This is a genomic window from Microbulbifer sp. ALW1 (assembly GCF_009903625.1).
GTDB lineage: Bacteria > Pseudomonadota > Gammaproteobacteria > Pseudomonadales > Cellvibrionaceae > Microbulbifer.
In genome coordinates, this window is record NZ_CP047569.1 from 3,782,864 (window position 1) to 3,799,549 (window position 16,686).

Genomic DNA, 16,686 nt, shown 5'->3' on the forward strand with positions numbered 1-16,686 from the left:
ACGATCGGTAGGTAGGGAATAAACAGAGGAAAGTTAATGAAAACGGATAATTCAGGGCACGCAGAGACGACCACCAACGCATACCGCTTCTTTTGGGGGCTACTGCGCTGGCGCTGGCTGGTCATAATTGGCTGCTTTGTGGCAATCGGCCTTGTGGGGCGCTATTTGCCCGCCATGACCAAGGACACAACGCCGGAGGCCTTCGTCCCCAGGGACAGTCCGGCTCTCGCCTATCGCGACCATGTAGAAACAGTGTTCGGGCTCAAGGACCCGATGGTAATTGCGGTGACCACAAGCGGGGATAACGGCATCTACACCCCGAGCGCCCTGCAATTGGTAGAGCGCCTCACCCAAGCACTTACCACCATCGAAGGTATCGACCCCGATGGGATTACCAGCCTGGCCACGGAAAAAGATATTCGCGGTGTCCGCGATGGAATGCTGGTGGAATCATTCTGGGAAGTGCCTCCGCAAACAATGGCGGAGGCTAAGGCCGTCCGGGAGCGGGTGGAAAACTTTCCGCTGATGCTCGGCACCCTCGCCGCCCGCGATGGCAGCAGCACACTGCTAATTGCAGAAACCCTGCCGGAAGCAAATGACGAGCAGGTGTACCACGCATTGCTCGCATTAGCCGGGCAGATAACCGCCGAGGGCCAGCAGCAAGGCTGGCTAGGGGATGACCTGCAACTTCACGTCGCCGGCCAGGGTGCGGTATCCGGCTACCTGTCAGCCTACATCGCCGCAGATGCCAGCCGGCTGAACCCGATTGCCGCGCTGATTATCACCGCGGTCCTGTTGCTGGCGTTCCGGACGGTTGCCGGCACCCTGCTTCCAAACCTGGTGGTATTCGGCACCGTCGCGGTGGGACTTGGCAGCATGGCGGCAGCGGGCGTACCCATGTATGTCATCACCAACTCGCTGCCAGTGATACTGATCGGAATCGCGGTATGCGATTCAATCCATATCTTTACCCAGTACTACGAGGAGCTGACGAACAATCCGCAGCTTTCCGGGCAACAGGCGGTAGCGCGCGCGATGAGTGCCATGTGGCGACCGGTCACCCTGACCACACTCACCACGGTCGCGGGCTTTGTCGGCTTATCGCTGGCAGCATCCCTGCCCCCCATGCAGTCCTACGGCATTTTCGCCGCCGTCGGGATTCTCGCCGCCTGGGCCTGGACCCTGCTGTTATTGCCGGCACTGTTGTCGCTGTTCAAGCCGCGAATAAAGACCACCGTAAAAAACGCAGCAAAAAATGCCCGGGGTGGTATCACCACAGCCATCATGGCGGCATGCGGGGGCATTGTCGCCCGCTACCCGGTGCATATATTACTCTGCACCGGGCTACTGCTGATGATTGCAATCGGCGGCGCCAGCCGAATCGAATTCAATGACCAGCGCATACACAGCTTTCAGGAGCAGGAGCCCCTGCGTATCGCCGATGGGATCATCAACCAGCACTTCGACGGCACCTATTATCTGGATGTTGCTATCGAAACAGCGCAGCCAGAGGATCTGTTCCAACCGGACAAACTACGCAAAATCGAAGCATTACAAAACTGGATGGAACAGCACGGCGGCCTTCAAAACACCACCTCCATCGTCGACTACATCAAGCAGATGCACCAGGCATTGCACGAGGGCAACCCCGCCTACTACGCGATTCCAGATGACTCCGCACTGATTGCCCAGTACTTCCTGCTCTACAGCGCTTCTGGCGAGCCGGATGACTTTGAACAGGAGATTGACTACGACTACCGCCAAGCCCATGTACGCGGTCAACTCAAGGCAGACAATTTCCAGGATGTGGAACCCATCGTTCTGGGCCTCAAGCAATATCTCAAAGAAGAGTTCGATGCACCCGGCATCCGCGGCAACACAACCGGCGCCATCGATCTCAGTTACTCCTGGCTAAAACCACTAGCTGGCAACACCGCCGCTGGTATGGCACTCGCGCTGATACTGGTTCTGGTTTCCTCCACCGTATTTTTTCGCTCACTGATACTCGGGATGATTGCCACCCTGCCCGTGGCCTTCTCCGTATTGATGGTCTTCGCAATCATGGGCTATGCCGTTATCTGGATCGGCATCGGTACCTCGATGTTTGCGGCCATTGCTATTGGTCTGGGGGTGGACTTTGCCATTCATACCATCGACCGCCTGCGCACACTGATTCGCGATCAACAGATGGATTACCCAGAGGCGGTAGCCATTCTCTTCCCCAGCACGGGCCGCGCGCTGCTGTTCAACCTGCTGGCACTGGCCCTGGGCTTCGGTGTACTGATGACGTCCAAGGTGCCGCCACTGCAAGACTTCGGGTTGCTGGTCGCCATTGCGGTATTCACCAGTTTCGTGATCAGCATGACCAGTATGACAGCGCTGATTGGTGTACTGCGTCCCCGCGCCCTGTTTGGTCAACGGGATGAGCCGGCGTCTAAGCTGTCGACACCAAAGCTCCAGCAGGGATTCGCGACCATCGGCGTATTGAAAATACTGACCGGGATTACGCTGCTCATTCTCGCCATTACCGCATTCGCAGACGATCACAATACTGGCCAGAAAATAATGCAAGCTGTGGATGCGCGACCGGAAGGCATTACGCAGCGGGCAAACCTGACCCTTACGCTGACCGACCGCCGGGGGCGAAAGCGGGTGCAGCAGACCATTGTGCAGCGCAAATACTACGGCGCTGACAAGCGGCAAGTGCTCTATTACCTGGAGCCAACCAACGTGCGCGACACCGCCTTCCTCACTTACGATTACGCAGACCCCAACAGCGAGGACGAGCAGTGGCTGTATTTACCCGCGCTGCGTAAGACACGACGAATCTCGGCTTCGGACCGCGGCGGCTACTTTCTCGGAACCGACCTGACCTACGAGGAAATGAAACGCCAGAACAAAATCTCTCTACAGGACTGGCACTTTACCCGCATCGAAGAATCGTTAGTGGATAGCATCAACACCATTGTCGTCGAGGGTACTCCGGTCAGTGAACAAGTGGCCGAGGAACTGGGCTACGGGCGCGCACGCTGGTATGTAGACCCGACCACCCACACCATTCGCCGCTCGGAAAACTTCGATGTTCAGGGCAACCCGCTGAAAACAGCGATGTTTACCGATGTACGCAAAGTCGACGGCATCTGGACAGTGCACGAGATCACCGTGGACAACCACAAGACCGGCCACCAGACCCATTTGCTGATCAGTGACGTTGCCTACGATACACCCCTCGACGATGAGCGTTTTGAAGAGCGCACTTTGCGCCGGGGCGTACGGTAATGCGTTCCATTACACAAGAAGCATATCGGCAGCTTGCGGGCGTAATCTCTGTGGCTTTAGTGAGTTCGAGCTGTGCCGCCTCGATGCGTATTGGCGGTATCGTCAGTGCGACACACGCGGTACAGACTACGGATGGTACACCCCAGAAAAGTGAACTCGTCATACTTCCGCAACTGGAGTGGCGCAGCGCCAACGGCGTCGACGTCACCGCCATTGGCCGCATTCGCGTCGATGGCCAAAACCAACTCGAACCCGGTGAGCCGGACCAGGCGGCGGTCGACGCCTGGTCACGCAGGGCATTTCTCGGTGCGCATACCGAAGTAGAGCTGCGGGAGTTTTACCTTGAGGCTTACCCGTTTGGCACTTACCTCAAACTGGGAAAGCAACAGATTGTCTGGGGGCAGACCGACGGCCTGAAAGTGCTCGACAGAGTCAATCCACAGCGCTACCGCGAGTTTATTCTGGAAGATTTTGAATCCTCCCGCATCCCCCTTTGGGCGGCCAAATGGGAATTTTCAATGGATACCATTTTAAACAAAGACTGGGACGGTCAGTTAATCCTGATACCCGACCAGACCTATCACGAGGTGCCAGCTGCCGGCGCAAGCTACGCCCCCACGTCGCCGGAACTTGTGGTAACTCCGCCAGCCGGCAGCATCATTACCGGTTACACGTTTGAAAAACCCGACCGTGTTCTGGCCGATGCCGACGCCGGCTTGCAACTTTCCAGCCGCCTGCACGGCTGGGATCTTACGGTGAACTATCTCTACCACTATGCGGATACACCGGTCATGCGCCTGTATCAGGAAAACAGTGGAATGCGTATCCACGGGTCTTACGAACGCACCCACACCATCGGAGGTTCCGCTTCCAACGCCTTTGGCGATTTTACCTTGCGCTCGGAAATGGGATACACCACGGACCGCCATATTCAAACCAACACCATGGCAGAAAACAACGGCGTTGTTCGTGGCGGTGAATTGAGCTACGCACTTGGCCTGGACTGGATGGGACTCAGCGACACCCTGGTTTCGGCACAACTGATTCAAAGCTGGTTCGACCGCGACGGAGTGAGCGCATACCGGGATACCATCGAAACCGACGCCACCCTGTTAATAGAGCACACCTTTCTCAATGAGGTGCTGACCTTGAGCAACCTGCTGATACACGACATCGATAGCGGTGATGGCCTACTGTCAACTGAACTGACTTACGACTATCTCGCCAATCTCGAATTACGTATAGAGGCAAATATGTTTTACGGAAGCCAGTACGGCCGATATGGCCAGTTCGATGCCCGCGATCGTCTGTTGGTAGGCTTCGAGTATGGATTTTAGAAATCGCTTTTAGATTGAATTTTCAACAAACGTTTTCAGAGAGCTACTAAGGATATGTCTGTGCTATACAAACTCCTACCCGTACTGATTGGGAGCGCCAGCTATATCGCCCCGCGCACCATCGGCCAATGGGCAGCAAAACAAATTCAGGTCCCCCGAAGAAAGTACAAAAGCCAAAATCGGCTTCCACAAGCGGATGACACCTGGCAACTGGAACAGGGCTGCGTTCGACGTTGGGGCTCGAAATCTGAACCCGTAGTACTACTGATCCACGGCTGGGAGGGGCACCACAGCCAGCTGCACAGTATCGCTAGCGCATTGCGGGACAACGGCTACGCCGTAGTGATAGTCGAGCCACCGGCACACGGGGACGGCGCTGGCGAGCGCGCGTCGCCGCAACACTTTGCCGATATATTGAACGCAGCCGCCGATATTGTCGGCCCGATCAAACTGTTGTTGGGTCACTCCATGGGTGGGTTGGCGGCTACCTTGGCGATAAGCCAGGGATTGAAAACCTCACACCTGGTGACCATTTCAGCTCCGGCAGACGCCGCATCCACAATCAATGGTGTCTCAGACTGGCTTTGCCTGTCAAAACCCGCGCGGCAGAATATGCACGACTGCATCGAAGAATTTGCCGGTATCCCCATCGCCCAAGTTGACACAGACGCAACATTAGCCAACTACAATGGCCAACACTTAATTCTGCATGACCGGAATGATCGAAAAATACCCGTAGAACAAGCTATGAAGATCAGGAACAGTAACCCCAGTGCGCTGCTACTCCTCACTTCCGGACTGGGACACACGCGTTTACTCGACGATGGTGATTTATGTAAACAGATACTGAACTTTACCGAAAACAGACTGTGCGAATAAAGTTCCAAACACGAAAGATGTTGCCTGCTCCGAAAATGACTACCGGCCCGGCGCGGTAGCGCCGAGGCCCCGCCTTAGCTTAGACTTTAGATCTTAGATATCTTCGACGCTTACGACCCCGTCGTAATCCGCGCAATATACGTACTTTCCTTGCAGAACATCATCAACGTAGCCTGAAAACCAAGCTTTAAAACTGTTACTTTTTACCTCGCGTTCTCCGTCGTCGTGCCACATGGTAATAACCTGCCCAAGTGAACCTGTACCGGAGGGGTCTAAATCAAGACAAAGATGATCTCCAGCTCCGTTGTAGGTAAACGGAATCCATTTCTGATTCCACCAGTCTGCCTTAACACCGTTAGCTCTCTCCTCGTCATAGCCCTCAAATTCTCCGCTGTCAAGCAGATCCTTCCAGCATCTCCATTCATCGAGAATCCGTGTTGACGACAGCAATTCGGTCGCATCAATAATTCCGCCCGCATTACCAGCCTGACCATTATGGACTTTGAGGAAATCAATAAAATCCTGAGCAAGCTGGACATCCAGTGTTGACTGGAGATTTTCAAGCTCCTCATCCGTTATCGGCGGGTTAAGGTCTCTGAACCCGCTCTCAAAGTTAGCTGACAACCATTTTTCGTATTTGTCCCATAGTTCTTTCATACTTATCCACAATCTTATGCAGCTAAATTCAAATGTTTTACGCAGTAATCCCCGCGCCGGAAACTCGAAGTACCTCAGCATACTATTTGCACGCTGTACACGCGGCTCACGATACAATCAACTACTACTCAGGAAGATCATTACACAACTTACAGGCAACCCGTTTCTTGTAGTTTCTTATACGAACAACCAGGAAAATAGTTGAGCTGGTCAAAGCCCAAAGCACACCAAACTCCAGAGCGTATTCTAGCTCTCTACCTTTTAGATATTGGACACCAGAAAATAGCACGAAGAGCGCCAAAATCATCATGATGTATTGAAAAATCCATTTCTTAATTGGCATTACTATACCTGTACTTTTTGTGGGTAACACGGACAGTTAACGCCCCACGAAGGCCCGAAGGACCGGAGCATCCTGCCTTCGATTGTTATATGTGATACCACCGTTTTGCACAAATTTTTCCGTGATATTTTTTGCCGCAGCGCACCATTACTCTCACAAAACAGGCTGGGTTTAACGTGTTGCCAAACCGTAACTCCGATCCTCCAACATCTATGCCTGAGCTGCTACCAGACTTGATACTAGTGTCTTGCATATCTATGGAATACAAAACGTTTCTCATATGGTCAAGAAAATCGATTCTACCTACAACCTGCTCTCTAAAGGAATTATTTTTAAGCACCACCACCAATGGTGATTTTCTACGTGAACAGTATTTACCTTGATAGTTTTTATAGGCTTTTACAACTAAAAAACCACCTATGAGCCTTTTCCACGCGACATATTGGGATATCACGAAAACAATGACCAAAATTGTCCAAAAGATTAGCTCGTCAGTTTTCATTTACATATAACGCCGCCAGCAGGGGCAGCTTGCTTTGGGCGCTTTATGCGCGAAAATAGGAGCGAAGCGACTTGTGCACAACGTAAGCTGTCCGGTGGAGGCCCGCAGGGCCGGAACGAAATGCCTCGCATTGTTAAGCATTGAACCTTGCTACGATAGATTTGCATTCTGACAAAGAGAACTCCTTTGCCCACTTAATAGATTCCTGAATTTCTGGCTCATGCCGTACGAGGGCCTCTTTTGACCAATATTGCCTCGGATTACCAATTGGTAAATGATCGATTTCCGAAGCAACTCCGCTAAAAGCAAGAAAATCTTTATCGTCTTCAGGCAAGTCGACCTCAAATCTAAGTGAAGACAACTCTATTGTTCCCTCAAGATAATGAATAGAACCATCGAGCATTCCGCTTGCAACTTCTGCGGCCCTCTTGCGTTGCTTCTCGACGTATTTTTCGTGGCTCGTTTTCATAGGATGCTTAACGCCCGCAGCAGGGGCGACCAATGCTGTGCACATTTTGTGCGAAACTGGGAGCGCAGCGGCCCGCACACAATGTGCACCGCGTTGGGCGTCCCGCGAAGAGCCGGGGCATACTGCCTGCGTTGTTAAGCATGCGATGGTCGAATATATAGCTGCATGATCTTCTTCTGAAGAATAAGTACGACAAAGATAGCTACAAGTGGCCACCATGAATCAGTAAAGAAACTGACTGCAATAAACATGAAGATCAGCGAAAGTAATAAGCCAGCGACCGCCCGCTCTCCCTGAACTCTGAAATCCATTTGGCACCTTGGGCAAACCGTGTAAACCAAGTTTACCTTTTTATTCCAGGTAATTTCTTCTGGCACAGGAATTTCGGTCCTAGATTCTTCTAGAGAAATACGCTGTTTGCAATTTGGGCAATTTAGTTTTGTCTTGAACATGCTTAACGCCCCGCACAGGGGCAGACAAAGAAGCGCAGCCTTTTGGCTGTCCCAGCGACCACCGGGAACGATTGCTGCGGCTTGTTAAGCATTTTTTACCCACTTTAAAAATAGCTTTATCAGCTCGTTTAGTTTGTAAGGGCCGCCATAGCCAACAAACTTACCGTCTTCTAGTTTTGTAATAATCCAGTCGTTCCCACTCGCATCGGCGTCATCACCTACACCGTAGGAAAAACCTTCATATTTCATTTCTTCCATATTTGTATCGGTGATGTGTACCTTTAGAAACCAGCCTGGATTATCAAGAGTACCGATTTCAATACCATAGGTATGTTCCCAGTCCTCATTGCATTGAGAAAAATACCATTCTTCAAGTTCTTTGAGACTTTCCATGTTTTCGATGCTTAACGCCCACAGCAGGGGCGGCTTACTCTGTGCGCATTTTGCGCGAAACTGGGAGCGAAGCGACCCGCGCAAAAGGTGCACAAGGTAAGACGTCCCGCGGAAGCCCGGAGGGCTGTAGCAAACTGCCTGTGATTGTTATGATCAAATGGCACGAAGCACCTACTCACTACCGTCTTTTACGAGCTTGGAAAGTACCAACTCACGTGTATCGAGACACAAGGCACTCCCGGTAGTTATCACCCCATTGCCGTTTAATTTTACCGATGGCCGCGGTTTTATATTTAGAAACACCCGAGAATTTTCTATGTATTCCTTTGAGACGCACATAGATAGAAGCACATTACCGAAGCCAGGGCGCTCCAACTCTGGGGCGACTTCAGCTACTACTTTATTGTTTTCATCAATAATATTTAAGTACGCAGAATCAATATATCGATTTTTATTCTCTATAAATTCATTGAGAAGTATCTGAAAGGATGTACAAGTTTGCCCCTGATGCTGATATACCTTTACATCTCGCACAAAAATGTCCGCGTCAGACTCTTCACACGCAAAGCTCTGATTTGCAAAGACAGCAAAAATCCCCAGTAGTATATTTTTCATTATTCTCTCTATGAGCCTGGCCTTAACCATAACGCCCACGGCAGGGGCGGCTTACCTTATGCGCGATTTGCGCGAAAATGGTAGCGAAGCGACCCGCGCAAAACGTGCATAAGGTAAGCCGTCCCGCGGAGGCCCGAAGGGCCGGAGCTTCACTGCCCGTGATTGTTATATGCACCTGCTATGGACCCTGCCTGGTAAAGCGCACATGTCCCATCAGAGTAATTAACCCAGAACTCAAATACTTTGATAGATTCCGAATAACCACTTAACGTTGCTACAATCCGACTGCCTGTATTTTTGGTTGCGAGTGGCAGCCAGTATTCAGAAACCTCACCATACGTCAATTGAATACTCTGGAAAGGTATTCCTTCAACTGAACTCGGCGCAGATATGGTAACAACGTCCATGTAACCGTGATTGCCACCAGCCTGTACACCATCCACTTTCACTTCAGCTTGAATATCCAACTCTCTCTGCTGGGGGCACTCGGCTAAAGCTCCAAAGGAACTCCAAAAAATCGTAAGTGCGGCACGTTTCTTCATAGTTACCTTGGGCATATAACGCCGCCGGCAGGGGCAGCTTACCTTGTGCGCTTTTTGCGCGAAAATGGGAGCGCAGCGACCCGCGTAAAACGTGCACAAGGTAAGCTGTCCCACGGAGGGCCGTAGGCCTGGAGTAAATTGCCCGGCCTTGTATGGTTGTTCTTGTCTCATTTCGGCGTTGTACGCTCTTCTCGCTAACGGGTAAATTGAGACCCACCTTCGGCGGCCACCGAAGGCCTTGTTTATCACAGTTCGCTGCCCGGCCGGTTCATAAAGACCGATAACAAGTATGAACGTGACAAACACTCACTAGGCATAACTCGAATAGTCATGTGGGCCTCGAGCCCGAATAGCAAGGCGGAGATAGCTTATCTTATGGAATATAAAGAGATCAATGTCGGTATCGATACCAGCAGCAACCAACTCGATATCTATGTGAGACCCACTGGCCAATTCTTTAGCGTCAATAACGATAGAGACGGTATTAAACAAGCTGTAGATAAAATACTGGCACTCAAACCCACTAGAGTATTGATTGAATCTACTGGACGACTGGAAATGGATTTTGTGTGCGCTGCCGATAAGCGAGGGCTGCCCATCGTTGTCTGCAACCCTTCACAAATTCGGAACTTTGCAAAGTCATCAGGACGGATCGCTAAAACCGACAAGCTAGATGCCATGGATATTGCCCATTTTGGCGAGGCCATGAAACCAGCGCTAACAGTAATAAAGCCGGAAAAGCTGCGAGAAATCAGTGACTTACTTGCCGTCCGTAGCCAGTGTCTTGAGATGAGTACTATGCAGAAGAATCGCCTCAAGAGAATGCCGAAGTCAGTCCACGATCCTATCCGAAAAATCCTTACCGCGATCAAGAGCGAACTACTTAAAATCGACAAGCAACTCGACAAGTTAATCAGCAGCGTAACGGAGTGGAAGGAAAAGCGAGATTTGCTGCTAAGTGCGAAAGGTGTAGGCAACGTCCTGGCTTACACACTCATGAGCGAGCTTCCTGAACTTGGAAAACTTAATCGTAAGGAAATAGCTGCGCTTGTTGGTATCGCACCGATGAACCGCGACAGCGGGCGCTTTCAGGGGAAGCGGTTCATTCGGGGCGGGCGTCACCGTGTTAGAACGGTTCTATTTGTTTCGATGATGTCTGCGATCCAATGTCACCCAAAGCTGAAACCAATGTACGAGCGTATGGTTGCCGCTGGGAAACCAAAGAAAGTCGCTATCGTCGCGTGTATGCGCAAGCAACTCACAATCCTCAATACCATGGTTAAGAACAACACTCATTGGGATGAAAAAATGGCTTAATCACTTGACGGAGAACCATAGTCACTTGTTAAAGCTCATGGGCCCGATACACGACAATTTTCTCTACTGACTCCCGTACTTCAACAACATAATGTTGCCAACAGCCTCTGCAAACTGAAGCATTCTCTATAGACGAGCCACGCTGCCCTTTTTCAGCCACCGCTACAACGGGATGCCCACAATCACCACAAGAGAAAGCCAGACTCTCTCCAAATGGATCGGCTTTTAACTCTGATCCGTTTCCGGAAATGACTAAATAATCAGTTATTTCTGCCATAAATATGAATCACAATGCTTGTGAGCTTTAACGCCGCCAGCAGGGGCAGCTTACCTTATGCGCGATTTGCGCGAAAATGGGAGCGCAGCGACCAGCGCAAAACGTGCATAAGGTAAGCTGTCCCGCGGAGGGCCGAAGGCCCGGAGGGGACTTAACCCGCTTTTGCACACACCTAGTTGTTAGCAATTGATTTTACACTCGAATTCTTGAGGTGAAACATACCCAATAGACGAATGCGACCTCTGACTGTTGTAGTAGCGCATATATTCAGTCACCGTCGATCTTAGCTGTTTTTCAGAATCGAAGACTTGGCGCTTAATACGCTCTGTTTTAAATTGGTGAAAGAACGACTCAATGAATGCGTTGTCATTCATGTTCTTTACTCGATTCATGCTTTGACTGATCCCATACCGCCGCAGTCGCTCACGATATTGACCCGACAAGTACTCGCTACCACGGTCAGAGTGAAAGATTAGCTCAGGGTGATGTCCACGGTTTCGCACCGCCCTATCAATGCTGGACAGTGTCAGCGACGCATCCCTCCTATCACCCAGGGACCAGGAGACAACCTTCCTACTGTAGCGATCCATGACTACCGACAGATACTGCCAGCTACCATCTCTGAGCTTTATATAAGTAACATCACCCACCCATAGCTGGTTCGGGCGCGTCAGCTCGATGCCTTCTATCTTGCACTGGATTCCATAAACATGCCTGTAAGTACCGGGCCTAGCCGTGTAGATCCTTGATTTTACGGCCTTGAGACCGTGATTTCGCATGATTCTAGCCACACGTTTTTGACCAACGTTTATACCCTTCTTTTTCAGCTCTTGGGTAATTTTTGGACTACCGTAGCAGCCATCATGTCGGTTAAAAATCGATCTTATATGTACAAACAGCTCACTATCTTCTTGCCGGCGCTCACATACACCACGGCGGCGCCAAGAGTTGTAACCATCACGGGTCACGTCATAGATCCGGCACATCATTGCAATACTGTGCTTCTCGCGGTTTAGATCTATGAACTCGAAGATCTCCCTTTTTGTTGCAAAGAGAACTGGATGGCTTTTTTTAAAAGGGCATGTTCTTCCTGGAGCAGGTTATGCTCCCGCTCAAGCTTCCTGAGACGTTTCAGCTCTGATTTAACCTCAGGATCTATCTGTATATTTTTCTTCTTGGCCATGATCTGCCCCCGTCGCATCTCCATGCGCCAACGATAAAGCATCACTTCATGGATATCGAGGGCTTCAGCCACGTGCTTGGCTAGAACACCAGAAATTTCGGTTAGAGAGACTGCTGTCGCTTTGAAATCATCGTCGTAGCGGTTGTAGTGCTTTCTGCGTGCCATTTGACACCTCCACGTCAGTTAGATGGAGGTGTGTGCAAAAGCGGGTTAGGTTCCGAGCCTTACTGCCTGGCTTTGTTAAGCATGCGATGGTCGAATATATAGCTGCATGATTTTTTTCTGCAGAGTAAGTACGATAAAGACAGCCACAAGTGGCCACCATGAATCAGTGAAGAAACTAAAACCAATAAACATGAATACCAGCGAAAGTACTATGCCAGCGGCCGCCCGCTCTCCTTGAACTCTGTAATCCACTTGGCACCTTGGGCAAACCGTGTAGACAAATTTTACCGTTTTATTCCAGGTACTTTCTTCTGGCACAGGAATTTCAGTCCTAGATTCTTCTAGAGAAATACACTGCTTGCAATTTGGGCAATTTAGTTTTGTCTTGAACATGCTTAACGCCTCAAACACCGGCTTGGTGAAGTTGGCGGCTTTTTTGCGCAAGCGAAAAAGGTGACAGCTTTACCAAGTCCGCGTGCTTTGACTTGTTAGGCATCTTCGTCTCCGACTAGATTAGCTATAAAATTGCTGAAAGAATCTGATAGTAATGATATAGATTTTTCACTATCAGACTCCTCGTGATCCCAAAAATATATTTTTCCGGTGTATTCAACGCTGATACCAATACAAAAATGATTTCCTCCGGGATCGCTTGCAAAAGGAAGAATACCCTCTGGCAAGTAATCTTTTAATCCATCTGCGACAGAATCTAACCGAGCATACGTTGGCCCATTATGTAGGCCTAGCGAGTCATTCCAGACTTCAGATGGCTCTGACGACCCAGGCCAACAAACGAGATATTTCTCCGGTGAGCCACCGTTATGCTCGATAAGGAAATTTCTATAATCTTCAGGCAGGCGAGCACCAAGGAATTTCTCAAAATTCTCTAAGTCCTCCATGAATAGAGGTCCATGCTTGTTAGATTCTTCGATTTCCATACTCATTCTGCCTAACGCCGCGCTCAGGGGCGGTTTAATTTGTGTAGTTTATGTGCAAACATGGAGCGAAGCGACTGCACATATAGTGCACAAAGTAAGCCGTCCCTTTGCAGCGCCTTGTTAAGCATTGAATCTTGCTACGATAGATTTACATTCGGATAACGAGATTTCCTTTGCCCACGCTATAGTATTTTGTATTTCAGGCTCATGCCGCACCAGAGCTTCTTGAGACCAATACTGTCTAGATGGGCCAATTGGCAAATGATCAGTTTCCGAAGAAATTACAGTAAACGCCAAAAAGTCCTTGTCATTTTCAGGTATACCGACCTCAAACCTTAGGGACGCCAACTCAATAGCGCCCTCTAAGTAATGAATAGTGCCATCGAGCATTCCGCTTGCTACTGCCGCAGAGCGCTTACGCTTTTTCTCGATATACTCTTCGTGGTTCATTTTCATGGATGCTTAAACGCCGTGCGCAGCAGCGGCTTACTTTGTGTGCTTTTTGCACGAAAATGGGAGCGCAGCGACCGTGCAAAATGTGCACAAAGTAAGACGTCAGCTGCCGCGCCTTGTTATGCCTGAAACCAGGCTAAAAACTACTGCAACGGCTAGCCCCACTCCCGCGCCCCAAATGATTTGTATTGCTCCAACATCTGCCTTGGATTCTAACATTGAACCAAAAATGTATAACATGCAGGTAAAAGCTAAGGCACCTGCTATAGCTCCGGCCGTTGAAAGGCCGACCAGGCTCAATGCACCCTTCTTCTCTAGAACCAACAAAAGCGGCACTCCGAGAGCAAAAAAAGCTAAATAACTCGTTATTAAGCTAAGGAGTATTGCCATCAAAAGAGCATTTCCAAATGCTTGGCTCCCTAAGAACAGCGCTGGTAATAGAACCACTAAAAAAGTTGGTACGAGCGGTGCGATCATACTAGCCAAATAGAGACGATTTTTATTCATAGGCATAACGCCGCCGGCAGGGGCAGCTTACCTTATGCGCATTTTGCGCGAAAATGGGAGCAAAGCGACCTGCGCAAAAGGTGCATAAGGTAAGCTGTCCCGCGGAGGGCCGAAGGCCAGGAGCAAATTGCCCGGCCTTGTTATGAGTTTGACTAGGACAGAGCATCAAAAACAATCTCTGAAAAATATTCGTGCGATACCCCCAAGGTAAACGCCCCATACTCAAATTGAGCATTCTCAGACTTCTCTACCCAGAGCCGATCCGCTTTAAGCAGCTCACACAAATTGTCTGTATCACGAACTCCACAAAGATTAGCGCTAGCTGATTCGCCGGAAGAACTAAATTCGAAAGAAACAATGAATGCATCATTTTCACGCTTTACGTGAACTTCATTCACCGTGACATTCATATAGATCTTTCCCAGCTCCATACTCTAGTACTCACATGACTCATAACGCCCACGGCAGGGGCGGCTTACCTTATGCGCGTTTTGCGCGAAAATGGGAGCGAAGCGACCCGCGTAAAACGTGCATAAGGTAAGCCGTCCCGCGGAGGCCCGAAGGGCCGTAGCTTTACTGCCCGTGATTGTTATGTGTTTTTCTGCTCAAGGTAAGAAGTAACTTCATTTAAAACCTCTTGCCCCATAGTTTTACGAACCAGACTATTTAACTCACCACCAAGGAAACCGCCCCAGGACGTGCTGGCGGCGGCAGATGAGTGAGCGACCCTCCCAGACGTGCACCAAACTTTATGATCCGAAGATACGAAAGTTTGATACAGCTCGCCACCGGCAATGTCATTTATCCACTCCCTAAGCTTTATCGGAGCTTCATAAGCTTCTCTTCCCTTAAAGACCACAGGATTTCCTCATGACACATAACGCCGCAATCAGGCGCGGCTTACTTTGTGTGCTTTTTGCACGAAAATAGGAGCGCAGCGACCGTGCAAAAAAGTGCACAAAGTAAGACGTCGGCTGCATTGCTTTGTTATACGTTGCGGTACCCCAGCTTCCCACCGGATAAACGATCTAGCTTCTTTGCGAAACTATGCGAAACCTCAATAACACCCGGGTAGTTTGGCATCTCAATTTTGACCAAGCTGCCTATTAATGCCCGACTCTTGGAAAGCTTTATATCGCAATACTTTGATACGATAGAGAATTTTGGAAAATAACACCTAATGCCAAAATATTCTTCCGAAATTTTATACTCCGTTACGAATGCGTAATTATTTCCATCGAACCACGCAGATCTAAACTTAAGAGTTCTACCACCAATTTTTTCATAGAGCTCGTTGGCTCGGTCATTCTTTACCGAGCGGGCATGCAAAAATATTCCTATTCCGCTGAAAATTACTGCTCCTAGATATAGGAGGTTCAACATTTCTTTATTCATGACTTACGTATAACGCCCGCAGCAGGGGCGACCAATGCTATGCACATTTTGTGCGAAACTGGGAGCGTAGCGACCCGCACAAAATGTGCATAGCGTTGGGCGTCCCGCGGAGGCCCGGAGGGCCGTAGCAAACTGCCTGCGATTGTTAGAAGGCTTCATGGCACGGACCACCCTCACCATACGATATTACCCAAGATACACCTTCCAGCTCCGAGTTTTCTGCGAACTTAAAACCGAGCCAACCCACCCACGTGCAACCCTCTTTTTCAAATGGTTCCGAAGAAGTATATTTCTTTGCAATTTCGATAATTTCTTCTTCGCTTCTATTCTTGGCAACATCAGTAAGCATGCTCATTAGTTGCTTCTGTGTTTCTTTATACTCGTGCAACTCTTGGTCACGGTAAGTAAGAGTTATGCCATTATCCATAAGCGCGTAAAGCCAATAAAGATTACTTACAATCAGCAACACGCCCAGGATAACTACGATCTTCTTCATCTATTGCCTTCTAACGCCGCACGCAGCCGCGGCTTACTTTGTGTGCTTTTTGCACGAAAATAGGAGCGCAGCGACCGTGCGAAAAGCACACAAAGTAAGACGTCGGTTGCCGTGCCTTGTTAAGTTTTGGTGTTACATTATTTGGCATCGCCCCTTGCTAACCGTTTGGCATGCAAAAGCATTTCTTGATATTGCAAAGATATTGTGGATGGCAACTCTGCAAAATCAGTTTGGGGCGCCTCGGTATAAATTCTTGGAATACCCTCTAGTTCATCCGAACTATCTGCCAGTACTTGAATTCGATTGAGCTCCGCAGTTAGCTTTGGAGACTTGTCTATAGCTTCGCACTCTTCAATTAAGGTGCGAGCCATCACGCGAATTCGTCTCCATGCTACGTTGCTCATTGATGCCTCCTGAAACTTAACGCCCAGCGCAGGCGCAGCCAGCGCGGAGCGTTTTTTGTGTTAATGTTTGAGCGCAGCGAGTA

The 16,686-nt window shown here is 49.7% G+C and carries 19 protein-coding genes; 4 read left to right on the plus strand and 15 right to left on the minus strand.

Annotation, left to right across the window (positions count from 1 at the left end; translation table 11 throughout):
• Positions 1 to 36 precede the first annotated feature (36 nt).
• Genes GRX76_RS15640 through GRX76_RS15650 form a run of 3 tightly spaced genes read left to right on the plus strand, consistent with a single transcriptional unit; the run spans position 37 to position 5,495 of the window.
• The gene (locus GRX76_RS15640) at positions 37 to 3,279 is read left to right on the plus strand and encodes an outer membrane lipoprotein-sorting protein (protein WP_160154160.1); all 3,243 of its coding nucleotides are present in this window, start codon (positions 37 to 39) and stop codon (positions 3,277 to 3,279) included.
• 50 nt (positions 3,280 to 3,329) lie between these two features.
• Positions 3,330 to 4,616, plus strand: a complete 1,287-nt coding sequence (locus tag GRX76_RS15645; RefSeq protein WP_160154161.1) for a DUF1302 family protein — start codon at positions 3,330 to 3,332, stop codon at positions 4,614 to 4,616.
• A gap of 60 nt (positions 4,617 to 4,676) precedes the next feature.
• On the plus strand, positions 4,677 to 5,495 hold the full coding sequence (locus GRX76_RS15650; RefSeq protein WP_160154162.1) for an alpha/beta hydrolase: 819 nt from the start codon (positions 4,677 to 4,679) through the stop codon (positions 5,493 to 5,495).
• Between the two features lie 93 nt (positions 5,496 to 5,588).
• Here the strand turns inward: GRX76_RS15650 and GRX76_RS15655 are convergent, their stop codons facing one another.
• From GRX76_RS15655 to GRX76_RS15680, 7 genes are all read right to left on the minus strand, one after another.
• Positions 5,589 to 6,152 (minus strand): SMI1/KNR4 family protein, encoded by a 564-nt coding sequence (locus GRX76_RS15655; RefSeq protein ID WP_160154163.1) that lies wholly within the window; start codon positions 6,150 to 6,152, stop codon positions 5,589 to 5,591.
• Between the two features lie 124 nt (positions 6,153 to 6,276).
• A complete protein-coding gene (locus tag GRX76_RS19285) occupies positions 6,277 to 6,495 on the minus strand; it encodes a hypothetical protein (RefSeq protein WP_236250409.1) in 219 nt (72 codons plus the stop codon).
• A gap of 85 nt (positions 6,496 to 6,580) precedes the next feature.
• Positions 6,581 to 6,997: a hypothetical protein gene (locus GRX76_RS15660; RefSeq protein WP_160154164.1), complete on the minus strand. Its 417-nt coding sequence runs from the start codon at positions 6,995 to 6,997 to the stop codon at positions 6,581 to 6,583.
• A 133-nt stretch (positions 6,998 to 7,130) separates the two neighbouring features.
• A complete protein-coding gene (locus tag GRX76_RS15665; RefSeq protein WP_160154165.1) occupies positions 7,131 to 7,466 on the minus strand; it encodes a DUF2489 domain-containing protein in 336 nt (111 codons plus the stop codon).
• A gap of 536 nt (positions 7,467 to 8,002) precedes the next feature.
• Positions 8,003 to 8,311: an immunity 53 family protein gene (locus GRX76_RS15670; RefSeq protein ID WP_201276841.1), complete on the minus strand. Its 309-nt coding sequence runs from the start codon at positions 8,309 to 8,311 to the stop codon at positions 8,003 to 8,005.
• 171 nt (positions 8,312 to 8,482) lie between these two features.
• Positions 8,483 to 8,926, minus strand: coding sequence for a hypothetical protein (locus GRX76_RS15675; RefSeq protein ID WP_160154166.1), 444 nt, complete (start codon positions 8,924 to 8,926; stop codon positions 8,483 to 8,485).
• Positions 8,927 to 9,075: 149 nt separating this feature from the next.
• Positions 9,076 to 9,483: a hypothetical protein gene (locus tag GRX76_RS15680; RefSeq protein WP_160154167.1), complete on the minus strand. Its 408-nt coding sequence runs from the start codon at positions 9,481 to 9,483 to the stop codon at positions 9,076 to 9,078.
• Positions 9,484 to 9,843: 360 nt separating this feature from the next.
• Between GRX76_RS15680 and GRX76_RS15685 the strand changes: the two genes are divergently transcribed.
• Positions 9,844 to 10,785: an IS110 family transposase gene (locus GRX76_RS15685; RefSeq protein ID WP_160154168.1), complete on the plus strand. Its 942-nt coding sequence runs from the start codon at positions 9,844 to 9,846 to the stop codon at positions 10,783 to 10,785.
• A 456-nt stretch (positions 10,786 to 11,241) separates the two neighbouring features.
• On the opposite strand, the gene GRX76_RS19505 is transcribed toward GRX76_RS15685, so the two are convergent.
• The 8 genes from GRX76_RS19505 to GRX76_RS15725 form a co-directional block, all read right to left on the minus strand.
• Entirely contained in the window at positions 11,242 to 12,096 is an 855-nt protein-coding gene (locus GRX76_RS19505; RefSeq protein WP_160154760.1) for an IS3 family transposase, read from the minus strand.
• On the minus strand, positions 12,081 to 12,410 hold the full coding sequence (locus tag GRX76_RS15695) for a transposase (protein ID WP_236250410.1): 330 nt from the start codon (positions 12,408 to 12,410) through the stop codon (positions 12,081 to 12,083). Before GRX76_RS15695 ends, GRX76_RS19505 begins: the two co-directional genes overlap by 16 nt.
• A 488-nt stretch (positions 12,411 to 12,898) precedes the next feature.
• A complete protein-coding gene (locus GRX76_RS15700; protein WP_160154169.1) occupies positions 12,899 to 13,348 on the minus strand; it encodes an SMI1/KNR4 family protein in 450 nt (149 codons plus the stop codon).
• A gap of 120 nt (positions 13,349 to 13,468) precedes the next feature.
• Positions 13,469 to 13,804 (minus strand): DUF2489 domain-containing protein, encoded by a 336-nt coding sequence (locus GRX76_RS15705; protein WP_160154170.1) that lies wholly within the window; start codon positions 13,802 to 13,804, stop codon positions 13,469 to 13,471.
• Positions 13,805 to 13,903: 99 nt separating this feature from the next.
• A complete protein-coding gene (locus tag GRX76_RS15710; protein WP_160154171.1) occupies positions 13,904 to 14,308 on the minus strand; it encodes a hypothetical protein in 405 nt (134 codons plus the stop codon).
• Between the two features lie 152 nt (positions 14,309 to 14,460).
• Positions 14,461 to 14,718 (minus strand): hypothetical protein, encoded by a 258-nt coding sequence (locus tag GRX76_RS15715; protein WP_201276842.1) that lies wholly within the window; start codon positions 14,716 to 14,718, stop codon positions 14,461 to 14,463.
• Between the two features lie 1,130 nt (positions 14,719 to 15,848).
• A complete protein-coding gene (locus tag GRX76_RS15720) occupies positions 15,849 to 16,199 on the minus strand; it encodes a hypothetical protein (protein ID WP_160154173.1) in 351 nt (116 codons plus the stop codon).
• A gap of 137 nt (positions 16,200 to 16,336) precedes the next feature.
• Complete coding sequence (locus tag GRX76_RS15725) at positions 16,337 to 16,603, minus strand: hypothetical protein (RefSeq protein WP_160154174.1); 267 nt, start codon at positions 16,601 to 16,603, stop codon at positions 16,337 to 16,339.
• Positions 16,604 to 16,686 lie beyond the last annotated feature (83 nt).